Here is a 20,202-nt window from a genome sequence, read left to right on the forward strand (position 1 = left end):
CGTCTCCGTTTAGCGTTTTACGCTGAGTGCCAGCCAAGGATCGGCAGCACTGCCATCACCCGCCTCGCTCATGCGATGTTCACAATCACTTAAGTGATGATGCATAGCCAGATGCGCACCGTCGGCATCGCCCTGGCTAAGCTTGTCCAAAATCTCTTTGTGCTCGTAGAACGAGCAGGCTTGTTCGCCCGGTGTATCGTGATAGGCAATGATGAGCGTGGTGCGCGCACACAGGGTGTGCATCAGCTCGGTCAGCTCGTCATTTCCTGCACAACGCGCCAGCATCACGTGAAATGCATTGGACAGGCGCAACCAGCTGATGCGATCACCCTGTTCAAACGCGAGTTGCTCTCGCTCCACCAGTTCATACAGGCCGGCCAGACGCTCTGGCAGATCGGGATAACTGATTAACTTTTTCAGGATCAGCGCTTCCAGATCGCGCCGCAGTTCGAACACATCTCGTGTCTGCTTGGCTGTAGGTTTCCAGATAAAAGCGCCGCGATTGGGTTCGATCACCACAATCTTGTCATGCTCAAGGGCCGCCAAAGCGGCACGTACGGTTGCTCGCGAACACTCGAAAATGGTGCACAGCGTCGCTTCCGTCAGTTTGGTTCCAGGCAAGAGACGCCGATCAACGACCGCATCGAAGATTTGGCTATATACACGCCCAACCTCAGTATCTGCCAAACCACCCTCTAGCAGCGAGGAGGCGCTTGGCGCTTGGGATTCGCTCGTCGTCCCCTCTTGCCGCCGTATCTGAAGCATAGAATTTCTCGTTATTGACTATTGACAATTATTCGGTACCCCGACAAAATCGTCAACATAAATTGTCGACAATCTGATTCCTCAAACAGAGCGATGATTTCGGGGCCTCAACCCAGCGCACTGATCCTTGCACCGCTGGCCCCCGGCCGGTTCTCAAAACTGGGCTCGCTGGACCTTTTTTGATCACCATAAACCGGAGACATTTATGGGAAAGCTATCAACCCACGTCCTTGACACGACTCAAGGTCGCCCAGCCAGCGGCGTACGCGTCGATCTATACACAATCGAAAACGATCAACGCACTCTGATCAAAACGACTCACACCAATAGCGACGGTCGCTGTGATGAGCCTTTGCTGCAAGGCGAGGCCATGCACACGGGCGTTTTTGAACTGGTTTTCCATGCAGGCGCTTACTTTGCAGCCAATGGCGTGGCCGTACCTGAGCCCAGCTTTGTGGATCAGGTGGGCATTCGCTTTGGTATCGCTGATGCCAATGCCAACTACCACGTACCCCTGGTCGTGACCCCCTGGTCCTGGTCTACCTATCGCGGCAGCTGATCGCGTATCCAAGTCGACTTTTCGCTTCTATACGAAACCACTCTGATACGAGATCTTTATGTACGCTTACCTACTTGAGTACGGCAACCTGCTGCTGCGCTGGCTGCACGTCATCGCCGCTGTCGCCTGGATTGGCGAGTCCATCTACTTTGTGATGCTGGACAATGGCTTAAAGCCCCCTAAAGGCGAAGAAAGCAAAAAACGCGGTGTATTCGGCGAGATGTGGGCTGTCCACGGCGGCGGCTTCTATCACAGCCAGAAATACCTGACCAACCCGGCTGAACTTCCTAATGACCTGCACTGGTCATTCTGGAAGTCCTACACCACCTGGCTGTCCGGTTTCTTCCTGTTTGCCCTGCTCTATCTGACCAAGCCCGAGTTCTACCTGGTCAACCCTAATAGTCCCTGGGAATGGGCCGCCCAAATGAGCGGCACCCAAGCCAACGTCATGGCCCTGGCCTTCCTGGCTCTGGGTTGGGTGGTTTATAACGGCCTGTGTCGTCTGATCAGCCCCAATATGAACCGTGACGGGCTGCTGAGCATTGCCGTTGCCATCATGATGGTTGTAGTCGCTTACCTGAGCACCCACATCTTCTCGGGTCGCGCAGCGTTCTTGCTGACCGGTGCCGTCATGGCCACCAGCATGTCGGCTAACGTGTTTTTCTGGATCATTCCCGGCCAACGCCGCATGGTCAAAGCACTGAAAGCAGGCGAGGCGCCTAACCCTCTGGATGGCAAACGCGGTAAACAGCGCTCGGTACACAATACCTACTTCACGCTGCCCGTCTTGCTGTTGATGCTGAGCAACCACTATTCGTTCACGTATAACAATCCGAATGCGTGGATCATCATGGTGCTGTTCATTTTCGCTGGTGCCCTGATCCGTCAATATTTTGTCTTGATGCACGCTGGTATCAAAAAGCCGGCCTATCCCGCTGCGGGTGTGGTCCTGCTGCTGATCGTGGGTTGGCTTGCCGCCCCCGCCAACCTGAAGGGTGATGCTGGCACTCAAGCCAGTGGTAGTACGACCGAAACCGTCAGTGTGGCGCGCATTCAGGAAATTATGGATGCTCGATGTGTGCAGTGTCACGCCGTCAAGCCCAATGCGGATTTCGGCTTTACTGCTGCCCCGTCTGGCATGTTGCTCGATACCATCGACAACACTGTCTTACATGCAGACCAAGTCAAAACCGTTGTGCATTCCAAGTACATGCCTTTGGGCAATATGACCCAAATGACTGATGAAGAGCGTGCCGATATAGCAGCCTGGAGCGGCAAGCGCGATTAATGCACAAGAAGGTGTCATACCTGCTTGAGCAATAAGCTCCGTAGTCCCTGACCCCGATATGGTGAAAACCATGTCGGGGTTTTTTATGGGTGCTAGGCGGCACGATTTCCTCTCGACCCTCCAGGACGAAACGAACAAAGCGGGCGAAGGCACGCCCCGACATCAGGAAGCCAGGCAGAGCTTGATCGTTTGAGGAGGCAGTTGTTCAGACCTGGGCGCAGTGTTAGCCAAGGCCGGCGTCTGACCCTGACCCTGACCCTGACCCTGACCCTGACTTTCAGTCTGCTGTTGCACCTGCCCTATCTCCAGCTCTATGCAACGATTGCTCAAAGACAACAAACGCATATGCTGATCACGATCACGCCCAATTGGCCACAGTTGCCCTTGCTGAAACACCAGTAGACGCTGACCCTGCCGTACCTCAGCCAGCAGTCGGGTATCGCGCCCATAGATAGCCTTTAGCTCGAGCGAGGACACGGCTGTGAGCGCTTTGCTCCGGGACTCAGCAATCTGCGCTGTGTCGCTCTCCTCGCCACGTGTCGTGGCTGGTGTACAGGTCGACATATTCTGACGGGCCTGCTCGGCCTCCAAAAGCAACATATCGCGCACAAGGGACACCACGGTTTCAGTCGCTTGAGCCGGAGTAGTCAGCATCAGCATCAGACCAGACAGAGTGCTCAAACACCTTGGCACGAGCAGCCTCGTCCAGATCTTCCTGTTCATAAACATCGCCTTCCAACTCCACAATAAAAGTGCTGCCCAGCAGCGAGGGATAAGCCTGTGAGTTCAAGGCCAACCGGAGCCTGTCCCATTGCAGATCAGGTAATTGCGCAGCCAGCAGATAGGCCGAACGCAATGGGGATTGGCTGCGCCAGGATCGGTGCCACCTGCCGACTCCAGCTGATTCATCGACATCACCGGATTCAACAGGCCGTGCTTGAGCCAGTGAAAAGCGCATAAACGCGGGTCGCAAAGCCTCTAACTCAGCGAACAAAGCAGCTGGCTGCAAGAAGTCTGCTTGTTCCGCATCGGCATTGACCTCGCCTTCATTCAACACGGCATCTATCGCAAGAAGCCCAGTCTGGGCATACCGCCGATCCCCCAGTTTCAGCCCCGCCACTGAAGTAGCAGGCAAGTCCTGATAGACTCGTCGAACTTGCAGGGTGGCCTGCCCCTGGCCCGAGAACTCAAGCACACTGGATGCCCGAATCTGACTTTGCATGGCCAGACTGAAGCTCTGCACGTCCTCAAACCCGTACGGCGCCTGGCACTCCCAATCAGCGGACCGGCGCTGACAATCAACTTGCTGCAACTGCCAATTGACGCCCTGATAGGGCAGTTCTTCCAGCAATCCCAGCACTGAAAGCGCACTCCTGGAAGCTAACTCCACAGGAGTTGATATTGGGCCCTGATCCGACACACGGGTAGTTAACTGCCCCATCAAATCCGCCGACAATATTCCCCATAGCGCAGCCACCACCAATAAGGTCGAAACAAGCAGATGAACAGAGAGCTTCTTGAATCGCCAGACACGCCTGCGTGTCTGCTGGCGCAAACCACCATGAGGACGTCTGCCCTGTTCCAGACATACCCATAAATCATCGGGCTGCCGCAGTTCCCGGATGCTTGGATAGCGCTCTTGCATCGCTTGACGCAATGCCTGCACCTGCCCGACCTGAGCCAGCAGGCAATCGCTCCCCTCCACCACCAAGCCTTGATCCAGTACCAGAAACCATAAGCACTTCGGAGCCACTGTCCATAAAAGAAAAATCCTCTCTTGAGGGTGGTGGGCTGCCAGACAGGCTGCTGCGGAATAGGCCTGAATCCCCGCCAGTCTGCGTCGTGTGGGGCCTTCCTGGGCCAAGCGCAATACCGAATGAACCTGCCTGGCTTTAAGCCAGCCATTTTGTACCCACCCCACCGCCTGTGCGTCAGCACCGATAGAACAAGTCCAATACGATTGCGCCGCTTGCTGCTTCTGAGCCCGCCGTGAGCCCTGCCCAGCGTTCGCCCATTGCAGACCAAACCAATACTCTCTTTGAACGGGGCGGGAGCTCATGGTGAACTCCTGCTGACAGGCATTGGTGCCACATCAACCGGCAAAGGAAAGGGCTGCGCTTCGCTGCGGTAGAGCTCAAGACGGCCTTGTTGATAACGCCAACTCAGGCCGTATACCGTTGCAATTTGATGGAGTAAATCTGGCAAACGCAGTTGCTCCAGAATCACACCCCCACGCTGGGCTGATTCATCGACAAGCCCCGGTGTCTGCAGATTCGATCGAACGTGAGTTGGCGGCAAACGAGCCTGCGGGCTGACAAAGACAGCCAAGTCGGACAAGAGGGACAGACGGCGCGCCAGCTCATCCAAATTGGGTAAAGGCTCTTCCAAAGAAAAACTAAAAGTTTGCGTAGAACGCAGTGCCGCTGGCCACACAGTCGGTTTTTTTAAGGGCACGGCGGCCCCCACCAGCCACGGCTTATCGACAGACTGTGTAGCCAGCCCGAACTGCAGTCCTGTCTTATCCAGTGGGATGGCCTTGTCAAGCCACGGACGATCCAGATGACGAGTGGTGGGTTGTACGGCACAAGCCGTTATCGAAACAAGAAGCGGCAAAACGAGGTATTTCATACGCCTTCCTGCTTCTGTACCCCTGGATCACAGGTTTGCGGCCCAGCTAGAACTCGTAGCACCTGATTGGAATAAAAACAGGCTTGCAAAGGATGAGCATTCAGTTGGGCTGCCGCCAACAGCTGAGCCACAGCGGACTCAAAGCCCCCCTCAAAGCGAGCAGCAGCCTGAATGGGGAAATCAACGTCCAAGGTCCAATGCTCAGAGTCAAATATCCATTTCGCTTGTTTAGCCCAGCGAATCAGCGCTTGTCTCAGCGTCTTATCCTTCAAACGCAGCTCAAAAAAAGATAGCTCCTGCGGCTGATCCCCAAAGGCAGAGGCATGCACTGGTAGCAGGCCCGTGGTCGCCTGGAACGTGGACGCTGGCGTTAACTCCGCAGGGGCTTCACCCTTCTCTCGATCAAGCACGGGTATCAGCCCGGACTCAGCTTGTTCTCTGCCTCTTCCACCCTGCTTTAAACTTTGGCTTGCCTGCGCCTGTGCACGCCCCGCCCGGAACAGCAATTCCGTCCATAGACCATCGATAAGCTGAAACTGCCCGGATGGCTTTAAGGACAACAGTGTTTCCTGCCCATTCCGTCGTCCGAAAACAGCCGGCAAAATCTGCTCCGGGGCAAAATGCAGCCAAGTACGGGTCCCGTTATCAAAAACCTGCAAGGGGCCGACCTGCGGGTCACCGGACAGGCGCCAGTCAAAGTTAAAGACACGGGTGCCAGGGTCAGCCAACAGGCCATCGGGGCCTTGAGTGGTCTGGCAGGCAGACAGCCCGAGCCAACACATCACCAACACGCTGAAACGGACAAAACAAAGCATCACAGGCACCCAAAGAAAAAACCCCACGCCCCTGGAGAGGGCATGGGGTTTATCTTCAGTGATGCCAGCGCATGGCGCTAGATCGGCTTATACGCAGCGATAAATCAGCGTCCTTTCTGGGCCACCAGACGGTTGGCTTCAGTCGCGGCTGTACGCAAGGCTGTCATGGCAGGCTGTTGGCCATCCAGCGCACTTTCCAGACTCTGGTTGAACACGGCACGAATCTGGCGGTAATTGCGGAAATTACCTTTAGCGGTACCCGATGCACCGCTGCTGTACGCACCTACCAAGTGCATCCAGTCGCCCTTGTCCTTGTAGTAATCGCTACCGGTCGCGTTAAAGGCCTCGCGGCTGACAGGCAAGAAACCGGTTTTCTGATACCAGCGCGCTGCGTTTTCAGGCTGAGCCAACCAATTGACGAAACGGGCCGACGCCTGATTCTGCTCGGCATTATGACCTTTAAGCGCCCATAAGGCAGAACCGGTCACAAACGGTTTACCGGGAGTCTGGGTCACTTCGGGGTAGTACGGCAGGCCAGTCACGGCGTACTTCAAGCCACGCGTGTCGCTATATTCGCCAATATGGCCGGAGTTCGAGAACATGACCGCGCACTCCCCCTTGGCAAAACGCTGGGGTGATTCAGGCAAGGTGCCTGGCTTGACCATCAACTCGGATTTCACCCAGCTGATCATCATGGACAAATGGCGGATATACATGACGTCAAAATCAAAACCGACTTTGCCTTTGACTTGGGCACCGGGGGCCAGACCATAGATCTGATTATTGACCGCAGCCAGGTTCTCCAGATTGATAGAGACAGACTGGTCAGAGGTCAAAGGACAACGGCGCGACCCATTATTGGCCAGATCCACCAGTTGGGCCTGCAAGTCCAGCCAGACACGGCTAGGAACAGCCGGTTCAATCTTGGCTTTAGCAAAGGCGTCCAGGTTGTAGTACATAACCGGGATTTCCGCCATGAAGGGGAAACCTTGCAGTTGCCCGCGGCCGCTGCGCACAAACGAATTCGAGGCCAGGAACCAGGACACATTGTCCATTTTTTCCCGCGCCAGCAAGGTGTGCATGGGCAAGATGTAGGGGCGGTCAGCGACCTCATCCAGACCGGACATCTCACCTAACTGCACCAGATTGGGCAAGTCTTTGCCCGCTTGCATGACCTGATCCAAAGAGGCTTCAGTATCATGCGCCTTGACCGTCACTTTGACGTCTTTCTGGCTACGATTGAAATCCCGAACCAAGCTTTCAAACTCGTCCTGATTGTGCGAGTTCAAAGCGGTCCAGACCTGAATATCAACGGCTGCCAGGGCAGTGGACCCAAACAGCAAAGCGGCTGAGCCACCCGCTGCCATCGCCAAAGCCATAACACCACGTTTCAACAGTAATCCGCGTAGATTTTTCATACATCCTTCAAGATAAAAAAGGAAATTCAGGTTCGGGTTGGCGTCCCATGACCAGGTCAGCCAAGGCTCGGCCGGAGCCGATGCCCATCGTCCAGCCCAAGGGGCCATGTCCCGTATTCAGGTATAGGTTGGGAATGGAAGAACGGCCTATCAGTGGGACATTTGATGCTGTGGCAGGACGTAATCCTGACCAGAAATGAACATTATCAAAATCCAATGCGCTTGGGAACAAATCTGCGACATGGGTTAACAAAGCCTGACAACGGGCAGGGTTCAAACTGCGGGAGTAACCTGACAGCTCAGCCGTTCCCGCCACGCGCAGGCTGTCGCCCAGGCGAGAAAAAACCAGCTTACTGTCTTTATCCGTCAAGCTGACGGTGGGCGCCCCCTCAGGCACCAGCACCGGGAAGGTGGCCGAATAGCCTTTGGCCGGATAAACCGGGCAAGAAATACCCAGCGGCTGCAAAAGGGCGGGACTGAAACTGCCCATGGCCACGACGAAGGCATCGGCCTGCACCGACTCGTAAGCACCATCGGGCCCTATCACCTCTACCCCTACGACCCGCCCCTTGGCCGTCAGCAAACGGGTGATCTGAGTAGAAAAGCGGAACTCTACCCCGGCCCGCTCAGCCATGGCTGCCAAACCGCAGGTAAATTGGTTGGCGTCACCGGACTCATCGTCTTTGGTGTAGTCACCGCCCACAATCTGATCGCGGGCTGTAGCCAGTGCAGGCTCGATCTGCACTAATTCATCCAGACTCATGATGCGCCGGTCCACGCCCATATCGCGCATGACATCCGCCATTTGCTGGGAATCGTCCAAGCTTTGGGCATCACGATAAAAGGTAATGATGCCCTTTTCCTGATGGCGATAATCAAAATCCAGACTAGGACGCAGTTGCTTGAGCGTGCTGCGACTGTATTCGGCCATGGCCACCAAAGCACGCACATTGGGCGCTACCCGGCCCGGCAAACACTCACGCAGAAAAGACAGACACCAACGCCATTGGCGCAGGTCCAGACGCGGACGAAACAGCAAAGGAGCATCGTCCTGCAGTAACCATTTCAGCAGTTTGAACGGCATTTTCGGGTTGGCCCAGGGCTCGGCATAAGACACCGAGATTTGTCCGCCATTGGCGCGCGAGGTCTCCTGCGCGGGCCCGGTTCCCCGATCCACGACCACCACCTCACAACCTTGCTGGCTCAGCCACCAGGCAGTTGATACCCCAATAATGCCGCTGCCCAGAACTGCTACTTTCATGTGTACTGTCCGCTTGTTGAGCTATTGATCAAGACACTTACTTTACGTCTGCCAGAGACGTAAAGGCATCTGCAAAATAATGATCGGGATTCAGTTGGGCCTGCTCCACAAAATCCTTGCGCGCCGCCTCCACCATACCCGGCGCACCACAGGCATACACCTGCCACGCGGACAGATCAGGCAAATCAGCCAGTACCGCCTGATGCACAAAACCAGTGCGACCGGTCCAGCAATCCTCGGGTTGGGCGTCAGAGATGACAGGAATGAAACGCAGATTAGGCAGTTCGCCAGCCCACTGCTCGGCCAGGTCCGACTGGTAAAGGTCCTTGGGTCGACGACCGCCCCAGTACAAAGCGACTTCACGCTGGCTGCCGGTTTGAATCAGGCGCTCGATCAAGGCCTTGACCGGAGCAAAGCCAGTACCGCTAGCCAGAAACACCATTGGCGCCGCACTATCCTCACGCAAGAAGAATGAACCCAAGGGGGCTTCTACTCGCAGGATTTCACGCTCTTTCATGGCGGTGGCACCGGCACCAAATACATGGTCGGTAAACACACCGCCCGGCATGTGGCGGATGTGCAGTTCAACCTGATTGTCTTCCCGTGGCGGTGTGGCCATGGAATAGCTGCGACGGCTGCCATCTTTCAGAATGAATTCCAGATACTGACCGGGATAGTAGCGGAAAGGCTCGGAGGATGGCATTTGCAGGCGTACTACCATCACATCATCACGCACTTTCTCCAGACCCACCACGCGCGAAGGCATTTTACGAATCTGGATGTCAGTGGCCATGCGGATTTCATGGGACTCAATCAGCATATCGCTGCTGGGTTTGGCCTGACAAAACAAGGTATAGCCCGCCGCACGGTCGTCTTCACTCAGCAGCTGCTCGGGCGCACGACCTGCATCGTACTCACCTTCAATGACCTTGCCGCGGCAAGACGAACAGGTGCCATTACGGCAACTGTAGGGCAACACAATCCCTGCATTCAGCGCACCATCCAGGACAGACTGCCCAGGCTGCACCTCGAAACTGTGCCCGCTGGGCTGAACCGTGACTTTGAAACTCATATCCCACACTCAAAAAAGAAATCTATCAGGCGGAGGGCCAGCCTCCGGCGTCAATCAACACTCAGGATTCTTCAGGCCGATGCAAGACAGGGTCGCTCAGCTTGAGCGACAAGGTTTTGCCCTTGCCCGCCCGCTTGCCCAGGTAATTAGCCAGCATATCCAGATCCATCACGACCGTGGACGGACGCTTGCGGTTCACCCCGCTGACTGCCAGACCTGCTTCGCCGAAGGCCACCCACTGACTTAAATTGTCGTCCTCATTCAACTTGATCAGCACGGTGCCGCGCCCCCCTTTGGAGAGCACCTTCAACTCTTTGATATCCACCACCAGGAAACGCCCTTGCTCGCTGAGCAGGCCGACATACTGGTCGTCCGGGCGCAAAGCCAGAGGTTTGAGCAGCGTTTTGCCTTCTTCGATGGTGACAAACTGCTTGCCCGCTTTCTGGCGCGTATTCATGTCCCCTTGAGAGGCCACAAAGCCGTAACCATCACACGCGGCCAGCAAGTAGTTTTGCTCCAGAGGCGCAGCCAGAATATGTTCGATAGGCGCGCTAGGGCTGACTTCAATCATGGAGGTAATGGGCTGACCATCCCCACGGGCTGAAGGCAAGCTGGAAACCGGCACAGTATAGACCCGGCCATCGGTACCAATCGCCACTAAATCCGTGGTGCTACGGCACTCCAGCGAGTCGCGCAAGTCGTCACCCGTCTTGAAGCTGAACTGCGTAGCATCATGACCATGACCCTGGCGTGAACGCAGCCACCCTTTACGAGACACAATCACGGTGACGGGCTCGTCGACCACTTTAGTTTCCAGCACGGCACGTTCTGCGGCCTCAATCAGGGTACGGCGCTCATCCCCATAGGTTTTAGCGTCGGCCTCAATTTCACGAATCATCAAGCGTTTCAAGGCTTTCGGATCGTCCAGCAGCTTTTGCAAGGCCTCTTGCTCATCCAGGCGCTCTTTGAGCTCTTTCTCGATCTTGAAGCCTTCCAGACGTGCCAGCTGGCGCAAGCGCATTTCCAGAATATCGTCAGCCTGACGCTCACTAAGATTAAAGCGTTCCATCAAGGCGGCACGAGGCTCGTCGGACTCGCGAATGGTCTGGATCACTTCATCCACATTCAAGTACACCACCATGCGCCCTTGCAGCACATGAATGCGATCGGTGACTTTATCCAGACGGTAACGGGTGCGACGCTCCATCGTATGACGACGGAAATCCAGCCAGCTCAATAAAACCTGACGCAAAGAACGTTGGCCGGGACGGCCATCGACGTCGATACACACCAGATTGATAGAAGCACCGCGCTCCAGACTGGTCTGTGTCAGCAGTGTCGTCACAAACTCGTCGCGGTCAATAGCGCGAGACTTAGGCTCAAACACCAGACGCACCGCAGCTTGCTTGCCGGACTCGTCGCGTACGGCATCCAGCATGTTCAGCATCAAGGCTTTGGTTTGCTGCTGCTCAGTGCTCAGGGTCTTCTTGCCCGCTTTAACCTTGGGGTTGGTACGCTCTTCGATCTCTTCCAGAATTTGCTGGGAAGAGCTGCCTGGGGGCAATTCCGTCACCACCAATTGCCACTGGCCACGCGCCATTTCCTCGAATACCCAGCGGGCACGAGTCTTGATGGAGCCCCGGCCTTGCGCATACACCGCAGCAATATCCGCCGCGGAAGAAATAATCTGACCACCACCGGCGAAATCCGGACCTGGAACAATCTCGTACAGCTCCTGATCGCTCAGGTTGGGATTACGCAACAGGCTGACGCAGGCCTGGGCTACTTCGCGCAGGTTGTGGGACGGGATCTCCGTCGCCATCCCTACGGCAATCCCCGAGGCACCATTCAGCAACATGATGGGCAAACGTGCCGGCAGAGCCACAGGCTCCTTCTGGCTGCCATCGTAGTTAGGAACAAAGTCCACCGTGCCTTCGTCCAGCTCGTCGAGCAGCAGGCGCGAGAACGGCGTCAGGCGTGCTTCCGTATAACGCATGGCCGCGGCATTATCGCCGTCACGGGAACCGAAGTTACCCTGCCCGTCCACCAGTGGGTAGCGCAGCACAAAGTCCTGCGCCATACGTACCATGGCGTCATAGGCCGCCTGGTCACTGTGCGGGTGATACTTACCCAGCACATCCCCCACTACACGGGCGGATTTGACAGGTTTAGCGGTAGGCCCCAGACCCATGGCGTCCATGGCGTACAGGATGCGGCGCTGTACGGGCTTCTGGCCGTCGGTCAGGTCGGGCAAAGCGCGCCCGCGCACCACCGAGACAGCGTAATCCAGATAAGCCTGTTCTGCGTAGGTGGCCAGCGTGATGCTATCGTCCGATCCCGCCGGTTCAAAATCCAATTGATTGCTATCCATAAATAACTCTTAAGTCGGGCTCAGACGTCCAAATCGGCCAAATTGCCTTTTTCTTCCAACCAGGCACGGCGCGCCGAAGCTTCGCCCTTACCCATCAGCATGGTGAACATGGCGTGCGTGCCATCCAAGCCATCTTCGCCCCAATGCACGGGCAACAGACGACGGGTATCCGGGTTCATGGTGGTATCCCACAACTGCTCCGCGCTCATTTCGCCCAGACCTTTAAAGCGGCTGATGCTCCAGGATTCGTTGCGTATCCCTTCGTTGCGCAGCTTTTCCAGGGTTGCGTCCAGCTCGCCCTGATCCAGACAGTAAATTTTGCGGGCTGGGCGTTTGCCAGCGGCGGGCACGTCCACGCGGAACAAGGGAGGACGGGCGACATAGACGTGGCCAGCCTCGATCAGTTTGGGGAAATGGCGGAAAAACAAGGTCAGCAACAACACCTGAATGTGCGAGCCGTCCACGTCCGCATCGGACAAGATGCAGATGCGGCCGTAGCGCAAACCCGACAAATCGGGTTCGGACTGTGCATCATGAGGGTCCACACCGACAGCCACGGAAATATCATGAATTTCCTGGTTGGCAAACAGTCGATCACGGTCCACTTCCCAAGCATTCAAGACCTTGCCGCGCAGGGGCAAAATGGCCTGAAACTCCTTGTCGCGGCCCATTTTGGCCGAGCCGCCTGCCGAGTCACCCTCGACCAGAAACAGTTCGGAGTTTTCCAGATCGTGGGACTCGCAATCCGTCAGCTTGCCCGGCAATACGGCCACGCCTGAGCTTTTGCGTTTCTCCACTTTCTGCGCCGAACGAGTACGGGCCTGGGCCTGACGGACCGCCACTTCAGCCAGCTTGCGGCCCTGGTCCACATTGGCATGCAAATGCAGCTCCAGCGCATTGCGCACATAGCCACTGACCAGGCGCACCGCATCGCGGCTATTGAGCTTTTCCTTGATCTGCCCCTGAAATTGCGGGTCCAGCACTTTGGCCGACAAGACAAAACTGGCCCGGGCAAATACGTCCTCGGCCTGCAGTTTGACGCCTTTAGGGATCAGGCTGTGCAGTTCGGCAAAGCTGCGCACGGCTTGATACAGGCCATCGCGCAAACCCGACTCATGTGTGCCACCAGCACTGGTCGGAATCAGGTTGACGTAGGACTCACGCGTAATACCGGAGTCCAGAGTCCAGGCCACAACCCAATGGGCCCCTTCACCCGGGGAGAAATTATCATCATCTTGCGGGGCATACTGGCGGCCTTCAAACAGAGGCACCAACAGTTCCACGCCCTCCATTTCCTCCTGGAGGTAGCCGCGCAAACCGTCCTGATAACACCACTGCTGGCGCTGGCCGGTTTTTTGCTGCACCAGCTCCACGGTCACCCCTTCCAGCAACACCGCTTTGCTATGCAGGATATGCGTCAGTTGAGCCAGGGGAATCTGGGGCGAGTCAAAATACTTGGGGTCCGGCCAGACCCGTACACGGGTGCCGGTCTTGCGTTTGGCAACCGTCCCGGTTTGGGCCAGAGGCTGTTCCAGCTCGCCGTCGGCAAACACAATTTCATTGGCCTGCCCATCGCGCCATACCAGCACCTCCAGGCGGCGTGACAAGGCGTTGGTCACGGACACACCCACCCCATGCAAACCGCCGGAAAAGGCGTAGGCCCCACCATTGAGCTTGTCGAACTTGCCCCCCGCATGCAGGCGGGTAAAGACCAGCTCCACCACCGGCGCATTCTCTTCAGGGTGCAAGCCGACGGGAATACCGCGCCCATCGTCCTCGACCTGTATGCCGCCGTCCTCCAGCAAAGTCACCGTCAAGGTACGGGCAAAACCCGCCAGGGCTTCATCGGCCGCGTTATCGATGACCTCTTGCACAATGTGCAAGGGGTTATCCGTGCGGGTATACATGGCCGGGCGCTGACGGACCGGTTCCAGCCCTTTGAGCACCCGTATAGAAGATTCGTCGTAACGTGTAGTAGACAACTTGATTCCCGGTAGATCGTACAGAAAAACGCTATTTTACGAGTGGTTAGGCAACAGTGGGGAAACGCTTTATTGGCGCGCGTTGCGCAGCGAATGCACTTTCTCAGCCAGAGGCAATGGTATCCTGTCAAAAATTGGCAACAAGACCATCACAATTGGCCGTAGAATACATTGTGCTCAGGTCACGCCACACGTATAGTTTTTCGTTATCCTTCATTTTTTTTGCATCTTGCCATGAGCGACTTCATCAAACACGTTACGGACGCCTCTTTCGAGTCTGACGTCCTCCAAGCCGACCTTCCTGTTCTGGTCGATTACTGGGCTGCCTGGTGCGGTCCCTGTAAAATGATTGCTCCTTTGCTTGACGAGGCTGCCGAACAATACCAAGGTCGTGTTATCATCGCTAAGCTCAACGTCGATGAAAATCCCGACACGCCTGCTCAATATGGTGTTCGCGGTATTCCAACGCTCATGCTGTTTAAAGACGGCAAAGTGGCCGAAACTAAAGTCGGTGCACTTTCCAAGTCCCAACTTAGCGCGTTTCTCGACAGCTCCCTGTAATCTCTGATTAACCGCACGCAGGCCCTTTGCTGGCCTGCGGTCTGCTGCTGAAAGCCCTTCCCCACACCCATGCACCTGAACGAATTAAAAGCTCTGCACGTCTCGCAGCTGCTAGAAATGGCTGCCACTCTGGAAATCGACAATGCGAACCGCTTGCGCAAGCAAGAGCTGATGTTCGCCATCATGAAAAAGCACGCCAAAAAAGGCGAGCAGATTTTCGGCGACGGGGTGCTTGAAGTCTTGCCAGACGGTTTCGGTTTTCTGCGTTCGCCAGAAACCTCCTACCTGGCCAGCACAGACGATATTTACATCTCTCCCTCACAGATTCGTCGCTTCAATCTGCATACGGGCGACTCGATTGAAGGTGAAGTGCGCACTCCTAAAGACGGCGAGCGCTACTTTGCCCTGGTCAAGGTAGACAAAGTTAACAGCATGCAGCCCGAGGCGATCAAACATCGCATCATGTTTGAGAACCTGACGCCTCTGCATCCTGATCAGCCCATGCGCCTGGAGCGCGACATCAAAAGCGAAGAAAACATCACAGGTCGTATCCTGGATATCTTCTCGCCAATTGGTAAGGGCCAGCGCGCCCTGATCGTAGCCAGCCCCAAATCGGGTAAAACCGTGATGATGCAGCACATGGCCCACGCCATCACGACCAATTACCCCGAAGCCACCATGATTGTTCTGCTGGTGGATGAACGCCCCGAGGAAGTAACCGAAATGCAGCGCACCGTGCGCGGCGAAGTGGTGGCCTCCACCTTCGATGAGCCAGCGACTCGTCACGTCCAAGTGGCTGAGATGGTGATCGAAAAGGCAAAACGCCTGGTTGAAATGAAAAAAGACGTGGTGATTCTGCTCGACTCCATCACCCGTCTGGCTCGCGCTTACAACACCGTGGTCCCTGCTTCTGGCAAGGTATTGACCGGGGGTGTAGACGCCAACGCCCTGCAGCGCCCCAAACGCTTTTTTGGCGCTGCCCGTAATCTGGAAGAAGGTGGTTCTTTGACCATCATCGGTACTGCCCTGATCGAAACCGGCAGCCGTATGGACGAAGTCATCTATGAAGAATTTAAAGGCACCGGCAACTGCGAAATCCATCTGGAACGCCGTCTGGCCGAGAAACGTATTTACCCTGCCATCAACCTGAACAAATCAGGTACCCGTCGTGAAGAGTTGCTGATCAAGCCAGACCTTCTACAAAAGGTCTGGGTTCTGCGCAAGTTCATCCATGGGATGGATGAAATTGAATCCATGGAGTTTATCCTGGACAAAATCCGGGCTACCAAGACCAACTCCGAATTCTTCGACATGATGAAGAAGTAAATCGAACATCCTGCGCAAGCCTCTCTATACGAGAGGCTTGCTTGCGATGGGCGTATGATCGGGTGCATTCCCATGCATCCATTCTTTCAATCTGCTGAGTTCTACTCGAAATCTCAGTATTGCAAACAGAGTTCGCTTGCAATGAAACCTATCTCTCTAGAACAGTTCCTAGCCCGAGTGCAGTCCCGCGACCCTCATCAGCCTGAATTCATGCAGGCCGTACGAGAAGTGATGACCAGCTTGTGGCCCTTCATCGAGAAAAACCCCCAGTACGCCGATCATGGTCTGCTCGAACGTCTGGTTGAACCCGAACGCGCTATCCAGTTTCGTATTTCCTGGGTAGACGATCGCGGTCAGGTTCAGGTTAATCGCGGTTTTCGCATTCAGCACAGCAATGCCATCGGTCCTTTCAAGGGCGGCATGCGCTTTCACCCTTCCGTGAATCTGTCCATTTTGAAATTCCTGGCCTTTGAACAAACGTTCAAAAACGCCTTGACGACTCTGCCTATGGGCGGCGGCAAAGGTGGCTCGGATTTTGATCCCAAGGGCAAATCAGACGGCGAAGTGATGCGCTTTTGCCAGGCTCTGATGATTGAGCTGTACCGTCATCTGGGTCCAGACACAGACGTTCCTGCAGGTGATATCGGCGTGGGCGCGCGTGAAGTCGGCTTTATGGCTGGCATGATGAAAAAGCTCTCCAACAATGCAGCCAGTGTCTTCACCGGTAAAGACTTGTGCTTTGGCGGCAGTCTGATTCGTCCTGAGGCCACCGGATATGGCACCGTATATTTCGCACAAGAAATGTTGGCTCGCAAAGGCTTGTCCTTTGATGGCATGACAGTCTCGGTTTCCGGCTCGGGCAATGTGGCTCAATACGCCATTGAAAAATGCCTGGATCTGGGCGCGAAAGTAGTCACCGTTTCCGACTCGCAAGGTTGCGTGGTGGACATGGATGGCTTTACCCGCGAAAAACTGGCTTCCCTGATGCACGTTAAAAATGTGCAACGTGGTCGTCTGGTGGATTACGCCAAAGAACACGGCTTGCTCTTTGAAGAAGGCAAACGTCCTTGGCACGTCCCTGTGGACATCGCTCTGCCTTGCGCAACCCAAAACGAGCTGGATGGCAAAGATGCCGAGATCCTGATCAAAAATGGTGTGCGTTGCGTTGCTGAAGGCGCCAATATGCCCAGCACGCTCGATGCGGTTGATGCTTTTATCCACGCCAAGATCTTGTATGCCCCAGGCAAAGCCAGCAATGCGGGCGGTGTAGCCGTATCCGGTCTGGAAATGAGCCAAAACGCCCAGCGTTTAAGCTGGACACGCGAACAAGTTGACGCAAAGCTGCACTCCATCATGCGTGACATCCACGAAAATTGTGTGAACTATGGTCAAGAAAGCGACTTCATCCACTACGTTAACGGCGCTAATATTGCCGGCTTTGTCAAAGTCGCCAATGCCATGCGTCATCAAGGTGTTTATTAAGTTTTGCGCCTTGCTCAGTAGTCAAAAAAACCGCCCACAAGGCGGTTTTTTTTATTCCTCTTTACTTGAGGAAAATGCAGAAAGCGATGGAATTTCTCAAGGCTGCAAGATCTCTCCTGGCACGGCATAGTAAGGCCCCGCCAAACGAGCCAAAGGCTGATAGACCTCCATATCCACCTTGCCCTGCTCATCCATCAAAGCCGGATCGACATGAAAAGCCAGCACTTCCAGAATATGCAGCTGGTTCACTCCGCGTCCTAAGTCCACCACCTGATCCAGCTTGCACTCCATCTGCACCGCCGCCCCCTCCAAGCGAGGTACGCGTACATACTGGCTAGGCACCAGACTTTTACCCAGTTCTCGGACTTCGCTATGGCCGGGCGGCAAAGCCGCCGCACTGGCATGGACCGCCGCCAGATCAGACTGGCGGCATAGCTGCACCACACATTCCCCATTCGCCTGCAAATTACGGGCCGTATCCTTCAGGCTGCCATCCTCATTGCGGTTGATATTGATCGCCAGCATGGGTGGGCTGTGCGCCACGTAGTTAAAAGAGCTGAACGGCGCCAGATTCACGCTACCCGACTCCTCCAAGGTACACACCCAGGCAATCGGACGCGGCACGATCAGAGATGTCAGCAGGCGGTAGGCCATGCTGTCATCCATGCCTTCACAAGAGAGGCTGCGATAGCGAAGCGATGCGCTCATAGCCAACCTAAATGAACAGCTGGATGGTGGGCAAATAGCCATCCACGCTTAGCAAGTCCACCCGCTTTTCCACGATTTCCCAAGCTTGCCCCACCGCACGCAAGCGATAAGAAGCCGTCGCAGGCAAGACCTCCGTCTTTTGCTTTTGATACTCCGAGTAAATCAGATTGGTACGAACGGTGTAGCAACCGTCTTCATCAGGCTGATCGGATTGCAGGCGCGGGTGTTGAATGACCCGCAAGCCACGCACACCCGGCTGCAAGGAAAAGGCGCGATGGTGCGACAAGCGATCAATACGCAAGCGCATCAACATACGGTTTTCCAAGGCAATGCTCATACGCCCTTCCGGGCTTTCCTGGCCAGACTCACCCGGAATCCAGTACAGGCCGTCCTGTGCAAACAGCTCGTACCATTCATCAAAGCGCCCCTGATCGAGCAAGGCGTTCTCCTGCCACACAAAATCCTGCAAGCTTTGTCTCTGACTTTGCGTTTGATCCTGAAACGGACCTTGCTCTTGGCTTTGCTGCGAATTCAACGGCTGCTGGACCTGACTCCGATATTGTTCCTGTTGCTGGCCTTGCTGTGCGTCTTGTCTTTGGCCGTTCTGTTGACCACCCGGTTCTTGCGTCATCTCCATCATTCCTGCTCCTGCTGCGTCATGCCCTGCTTCCAGGCACGGTATTGATTGCGTATTACCCATTCGTTATTGGCATCATCAAACGTGCCTTTGCCCTGCTCCCCTTCCTGCGCATCGTATTGACGCAACAGATTGATCCAAGGGTTGCCTTGGGCTTTCAGGCTGGCTTGTTGGCTCTCGAACAAATGCACGTCGTCATGTGCAACAACGCTCATGGGCGAATAGACCAAGCGGCTATAGGTCAGGCCGCGATCCAGCATTTCGCTCGGCGCGCCTTTAGGCTGGAACACCCAGACTTCCAACAAGGTTCGGTCCACGGCCAAAGGACGCAGCACGCGAATAATCTGCGGCGAGCCCTTGGCCGCCATGCTGGGATAAAACACCACGTTTTGCGGATTGAATCCCAACACACGAGCCGCTTTTTCTTCGCCCCATGCTTCGTTCATCATGGCCTCGTAACCCGGAATTCCGGAGTAGTCGGTATGAATGCTGAACTTGGTGCCCAAAATGCTATGTCCGTTCGGATAAGTTTCCACCCCCATGCGCGAGTAAAAGTCGTAACCCGAACCAAAAGGCAGCAATTGCTCCAGCGCAGTGGGGTCTTCTTCCTTGAAAACCTCGCCCACTTTAGCGGCCGAACTAGCGGCGGACTCGTGCGTAGAGATGGGATGTACGGTGTCGTTGATGTTCTCCATATACATCTTCCAGTTGCAGTTAATGACGGTGCGGATAGAACCGCCCGCCACCTGCAACTCCCCTTCTGGAGAGCGATCCGCCATATTGTCCAATGCCTGCAGCACATCACCGAAATACTCTTGCAGGCTGAAACCTTCTTTGCTGAGACGGGCAAATACAAAGCCGCGATAGTTTTCTACTGCCCCCGGTGTAGACAAGCCCCCAGCTGCCGGACACTGAGAAAACTCCGTGTTTTCATAGGCATTTTTTAGCGGTACCGCCAAGAGCGAGCCATCCAGCTTGTAGGTCCAGGCATGGTAAGGACACCGCAGCATCTTGCCCACATTGCCACTGGCTTCGCTGACCAGCCTGGCCCCTTTGTGGGCACAACGGTTCATCACCACCCGCACCGAACCATCGCTATGGCGCAACATGATGACCGGGCTTTGGGCCAAGGTCACCGACACATAATCGGCCGTCTTGGGTACCTGACTTTCATGGCCCACATAGAGCCAGGCACGGCTGAACAGCCGCTCCATTTCCAGTTGAAAAACTTCCTCGTCCAGATAGGCATCCCGATGAACTTGGTGGTCCTGGGTCAGGCCAGACAAAGCGGCCTCGTTATGGGCATAACTCATAGTGCTTCCTGTAAAT

At 55.5% G+C, this 20,202-nt stretch carries 18 protein-coding genes; 5 read left to right on the forward strand and 13 right to left on the reverse strand.

Features of this window, described 5'->3' with window-relative positions:
* Window positions 1-9: 9 nt before the first annotated feature.
* A complete protein-coding gene (locus IE156_RS02315) occupies window positions 10-765 on the reverse strand; it encodes a GntR family transcriptional regulator (protein ID WP_189390863.1) in 756 nt (251 codons plus the stop codon).
* A gap of 205 nt (window positions 766-970) precedes the next feature.
* Here IE156_RS02315 and uraH point away from each other — a divergent pair, with 205 nt between their 5' ends.
* On the forward strand, window positions 971-1,324 hold the full coding sequence (gene uraH, locus IE156_RS02320; protein WP_189390864.1) for a hydroxyisourate hydrolase: 354 nt from the start codon (window positions 971-973) through the stop codon (window positions 1,322-1,324).
* Between the two features lie 58 nt (window positions 1,325-1,382).
* Window positions 1,383-2,612, forward strand: coding sequence for a urate hydroxylase PuuD (locus IE156_RS02325; RefSeq protein WP_189390865.1), 1,230 nt, complete (start codon window positions 1,383-1,385; stop codon window positions 2,610-2,612).
* A 162-nt stretch (window positions 2,613-2,774) separates the two neighbouring features.
* Here IE156_RS02325 and IE156_RS02330 read toward each other — a convergent pair whose 3' ends face one another.
* The 9 genes from IE156_RS02330 to IE156_RS02370 all read right to left on the reverse strand — a co-directional run bounded on the left by IE156_RS02330 (window position 2,775) and on the right by IE156_RS02370 (window position 14,159).
* Window positions 2,775-3,293, reverse strand: coding sequence for a hypothetical protein (locus IE156_RS02330; protein WP_189390866.1), 519 nt, complete (start codon window positions 3,291-3,293; stop codon window positions 2,775-2,777).
* Complete coding sequence (locus tag IE156_RS02335) at window positions 3,238-4,671, reverse strand: hypothetical protein (RefSeq protein WP_189390867.1); 1,434 nt, start codon at window positions 4,669-4,671, stop codon at window positions 3,238-3,240. The genes IE156_RS02330 and IE156_RS02335 overlap by 56 nt, the downstream gene beginning before the upstream one ends.
* Window positions 4,668-5,240 (reverse strand): hypothetical protein, encoded by a 573-nt coding sequence (locus tag IE156_RS02340; protein ID WP_189390868.1) that lies wholly within the window; start codon window positions 5,238-5,240, stop codon window positions 4,668-4,670. The genes IE156_RS02335 and IE156_RS02340 overlap by 4 nt, the downstream gene beginning before the upstream one ends.
* Entirely contained in the window at window positions 5,237-6,055 is an 819-nt protein-coding gene (locus IE156_RS02345) for a TcpQ domain-containing protein (RefSeq protein WP_189390869.1), read from the reverse strand. The genes IE156_RS02340 and IE156_RS02345 overlap by 4 nt, the downstream gene beginning before the upstream one ends.
* A gap of 104 nt (window positions 6,056-6,159) precedes the next feature.
* On the reverse strand, window positions 6,160-7,473 hold the full coding sequence (locus tag IE156_RS02350) for an extracellular solute-binding protein (RefSeq protein WP_189390870.1): 1,314 nt from the start codon (window positions 7,471-7,473) through the stop codon (window positions 6,160-6,162).
* A 7-nt stretch (window positions 7,474-7,480) separates the two neighbouring features.
* On the reverse strand, window positions 7,481-8,734 hold the full coding sequence (locus IE156_RS02355) for a D-amino acid dehydrogenase (RefSeq protein WP_189390871.1): 1,254 nt from the start codon (window positions 8,732-8,734) through the stop codon (window positions 7,481-7,483).
* Between the two features lie 37 nt (window positions 8,735-8,771).
* Window positions 8,772-9,806, reverse strand: coding sequence for a CDP-6-deoxy-delta-3,4-glucoseen reductase (locus IE156_RS02360; RefSeq protein WP_189390872.1), 1,035 nt, complete (start codon window positions 9,804-9,806; stop codon window positions 8,772-8,774).
* 61 nt (window positions 9,807-9,867) lie between these two features.
* Window positions 9,868-12,177: a DNA topoisomerase IV subunit A gene (gene parC, locus IE156_RS02365; protein ID WP_189390873.1), complete on the reverse strand. Its 2,310-nt coding sequence runs from the start codon at window positions 12,175-12,177 to the stop codon at window positions 9,868-9,870.
* 20 nt (window positions 12,178-12,197) lie between these two features.
* Window positions 12,198-14,159, reverse strand: a complete 1,962-nt coding sequence (locus tag IE156_RS02370; protein WP_189390874.1) for a DNA topoisomerase IV subunit B — start codon at window positions 14,157-14,159, stop codon at window positions 12,198-12,200.
* 234 nt (window positions 14,160-14,393) lie between these two features.
* On the opposite strand from IE156_RS02370, the gene trxA reads away from it, so the two are divergent.
* The 3 genes from trxA (at window position 14,394) to gdhA (ending at window position 17,528) form a co-directional block, all read left to right on the forward strand.
* Window positions 14,394-14,720, forward strand: coding sequence for a thioredoxin TrxA (trxA, locus tag IE156_RS02375; protein ID WP_189390875.1), 327 nt, complete (start codon window positions 14,394-14,396; stop codon window positions 14,718-14,720).
* Between the two features lie 69 nt (window positions 14,721-14,789).
* Entirely contained in the window at window positions 14,790-16,046 is a 1,257-nt protein-coding gene (rho, locus tag IE156_RS02380) for a transcription termination factor Rho (protein WP_189390876.1), read from the forward strand.
* Between the two features lie 141 nt (window positions 16,047-16,187).
* A complete protein-coding gene (gene gdhA, locus IE156_RS02385) occupies window positions 16,188-17,528 on the forward strand; it encodes an NADP-specific glutamate dehydrogenase (protein ID WP_189390877.1) in 1,341 nt (446 codons plus the stop codon).
* A 96-nt stretch (window positions 17,529-17,624) separates the two neighbouring features.
* Here the strand turns inward: gdhA and IE156_RS02390 are convergent, their stop codons facing one another.
* The 3 genes from IE156_RS02390 to IE156_RS02400 are packed head-to-tail and all read right to left on the reverse strand — an operon-like array spanning window position 17,625 to window position 20,186.
* A complete protein-coding gene (locus tag IE156_RS02390; protein WP_189390878.1) occupies window positions 17,625-18,236 on the reverse strand; it encodes a flavin reductase family protein in 612 nt (203 codons plus the stop codon).
* 7 nt (window positions 18,237-18,243) lie between these two features.
* Window positions 18,244-18,876 carry an aromatic-ring-hydroxylating dioxygenase subunit beta gene (locus IE156_RS02395; protein ID WP_189390879.1) on the reverse strand — a complete coding sequence of 211 codons (633 nt, stop codon included), beginning with the start codon at window positions 18,874-18,876 and terminating at the stop codon, window positions 18,244-18,246.
* Window positions 18,873-20,186 carry an aromatic ring-hydroxylating oxygenase subunit alpha gene (locus IE156_RS02400; RefSeq protein WP_189390880.1) on the reverse strand — a complete coding sequence of 438 codons (1,314 nt, stop codon included), beginning with the start codon at window positions 20,184-20,186 and terminating at the stop codon, window positions 18,873-18,875. Before IE156_RS02400 ends, IE156_RS02395 begins: the two co-directional genes overlap by 4 nt.
* Between the last annotated feature and the right edge of the window lie 16 nt (window positions 20,187-20,202).

It is taken from the genome of Alcaligenes pakistanensis (assembly GCF_014652815.1).
Taxonomy (GTDB): domain Bacteria; phylum Pseudomonadota; class Gammaproteobacteria; order Burkholderiales; family Burkholderiaceae_B; genus Alcaligenes; species Alcaligenes pakistanensis.

What these genes read in the sequence shown, in the direction of transcription:
- IE156_RS02340 (WP_189390868.1), bottom strand. Translation starts at nt 5,240, where the DNA reads ATGAAATACCTCGTTTTGCCGCTTCTTGTTTCGATAACGGCTTGTGCC.
- IE156_RS02315 (WP_189390863.1), bottom strand. Translation starts at nt 765, where the DNA reads ATGCTTCAGATACGGCGGCAAGAGGGGACGACGAGCGAATCCCAAGCG.
- IE156_RS02355 (WP_189390871.1), bottom strand. Translation starts at nt 8,734, where the DNA reads ATGAAAGTAGCAGTTCTGGGCAGCGGCATTATTGGGGTATCAACTGCC.
- IE156_RS02325 (WP_189390865.1), top strand. Translation starts at nt 1,383, where the DNA reads ATGTACGCTTACCTACTTGAGTACGGCAACCTGCTGCTGCGCTGGCTG.
- rho (WP_189390876.1), top strand. Translation starts at nt 14,790, where the DNA reads ATGCACCTGAACGAATTAAAAGCTCTGCACGTCTCGCAGCTGCTAGAA.
- IE156_RS02360 (WP_189390872.1), bottom strand. Translation starts at nt 9,806, where the DNA reads ATGAGTTTCAAAGTCACGGTTCAGCCCAGCGGGCACAGTTTCGAGGTG.
- trxA (WP_189390875.1), top strand. Translation starts at nt 14,394, where the DNA reads ATGAGCGACTTCATCAAACACGTTACGGACGCCTCTTTCGAGTCTGAC.
- uraH (WP_189390864.1), top strand. Translation starts at nt 971, where the DNA reads ATGGGAAAGCTATCAACCCACGTCCTTGACACGACTCAAGGTCGCCCA.
- IE156_RS02390 (WP_189390878.1), bottom strand. Translation starts at nt 18,236, where the DNA reads ATGAGCGCATCGCTTCGCTATCGCAGCCTCTCTTGTGAAGGCATGGAT.
- parC (WP_189390873.1), bottom strand. Translation starts at nt 12,177, where the DNA reads ATGGATAGCAATCAATTGGATTTTGAACCGGCGGGATCGGACGATAGC.
- IE156_RS02335 (WP_189390867.1), bottom strand. Translation starts at nt 4,671, where the DNA reads ATGAGCTCCCGCCCCGTTCAAAGAGAGTATTGGTTTGGTCTGCAATGG.
- IE156_RS02345 (WP_189390869.1), bottom strand. Translation starts at nt 6,055, where the DNA reads ATGCTTTGTTTTGTCCGTTTCAGCGTGTTGGTGATGTGTTGGCTCGGG.
- gdhA (WP_189390877.1), top strand. Translation starts at nt 16,188, where the DNA reads ATGAAACCTATCTCTCTAGAACAGTTCCTAGCCCGAGTGCAGTCCCGC.
- IE156_RS02395 (WP_189390879.1), bottom strand. Translation starts at nt 18,876, where the DNA reads ATGATGGAGATGACGCAAGAACCGGGTGGTCAACAGAACGGCCAAAGA.
- IE156_RS02350 (WP_189390870.1), bottom strand. Translation starts at nt 7,473, where the DNA reads ATGAAAAATCTACGCGGATTACTGTTGAAACGTGGTGTTATGGCTTTG.
- IE156_RS02400 (WP_189390880.1), bottom strand. Translation starts at nt 20,186, where the DNA reads ATGAGTTATGCCCATAACGAGGCCGCTTTGTCTGGCCTGACCCAGGAC.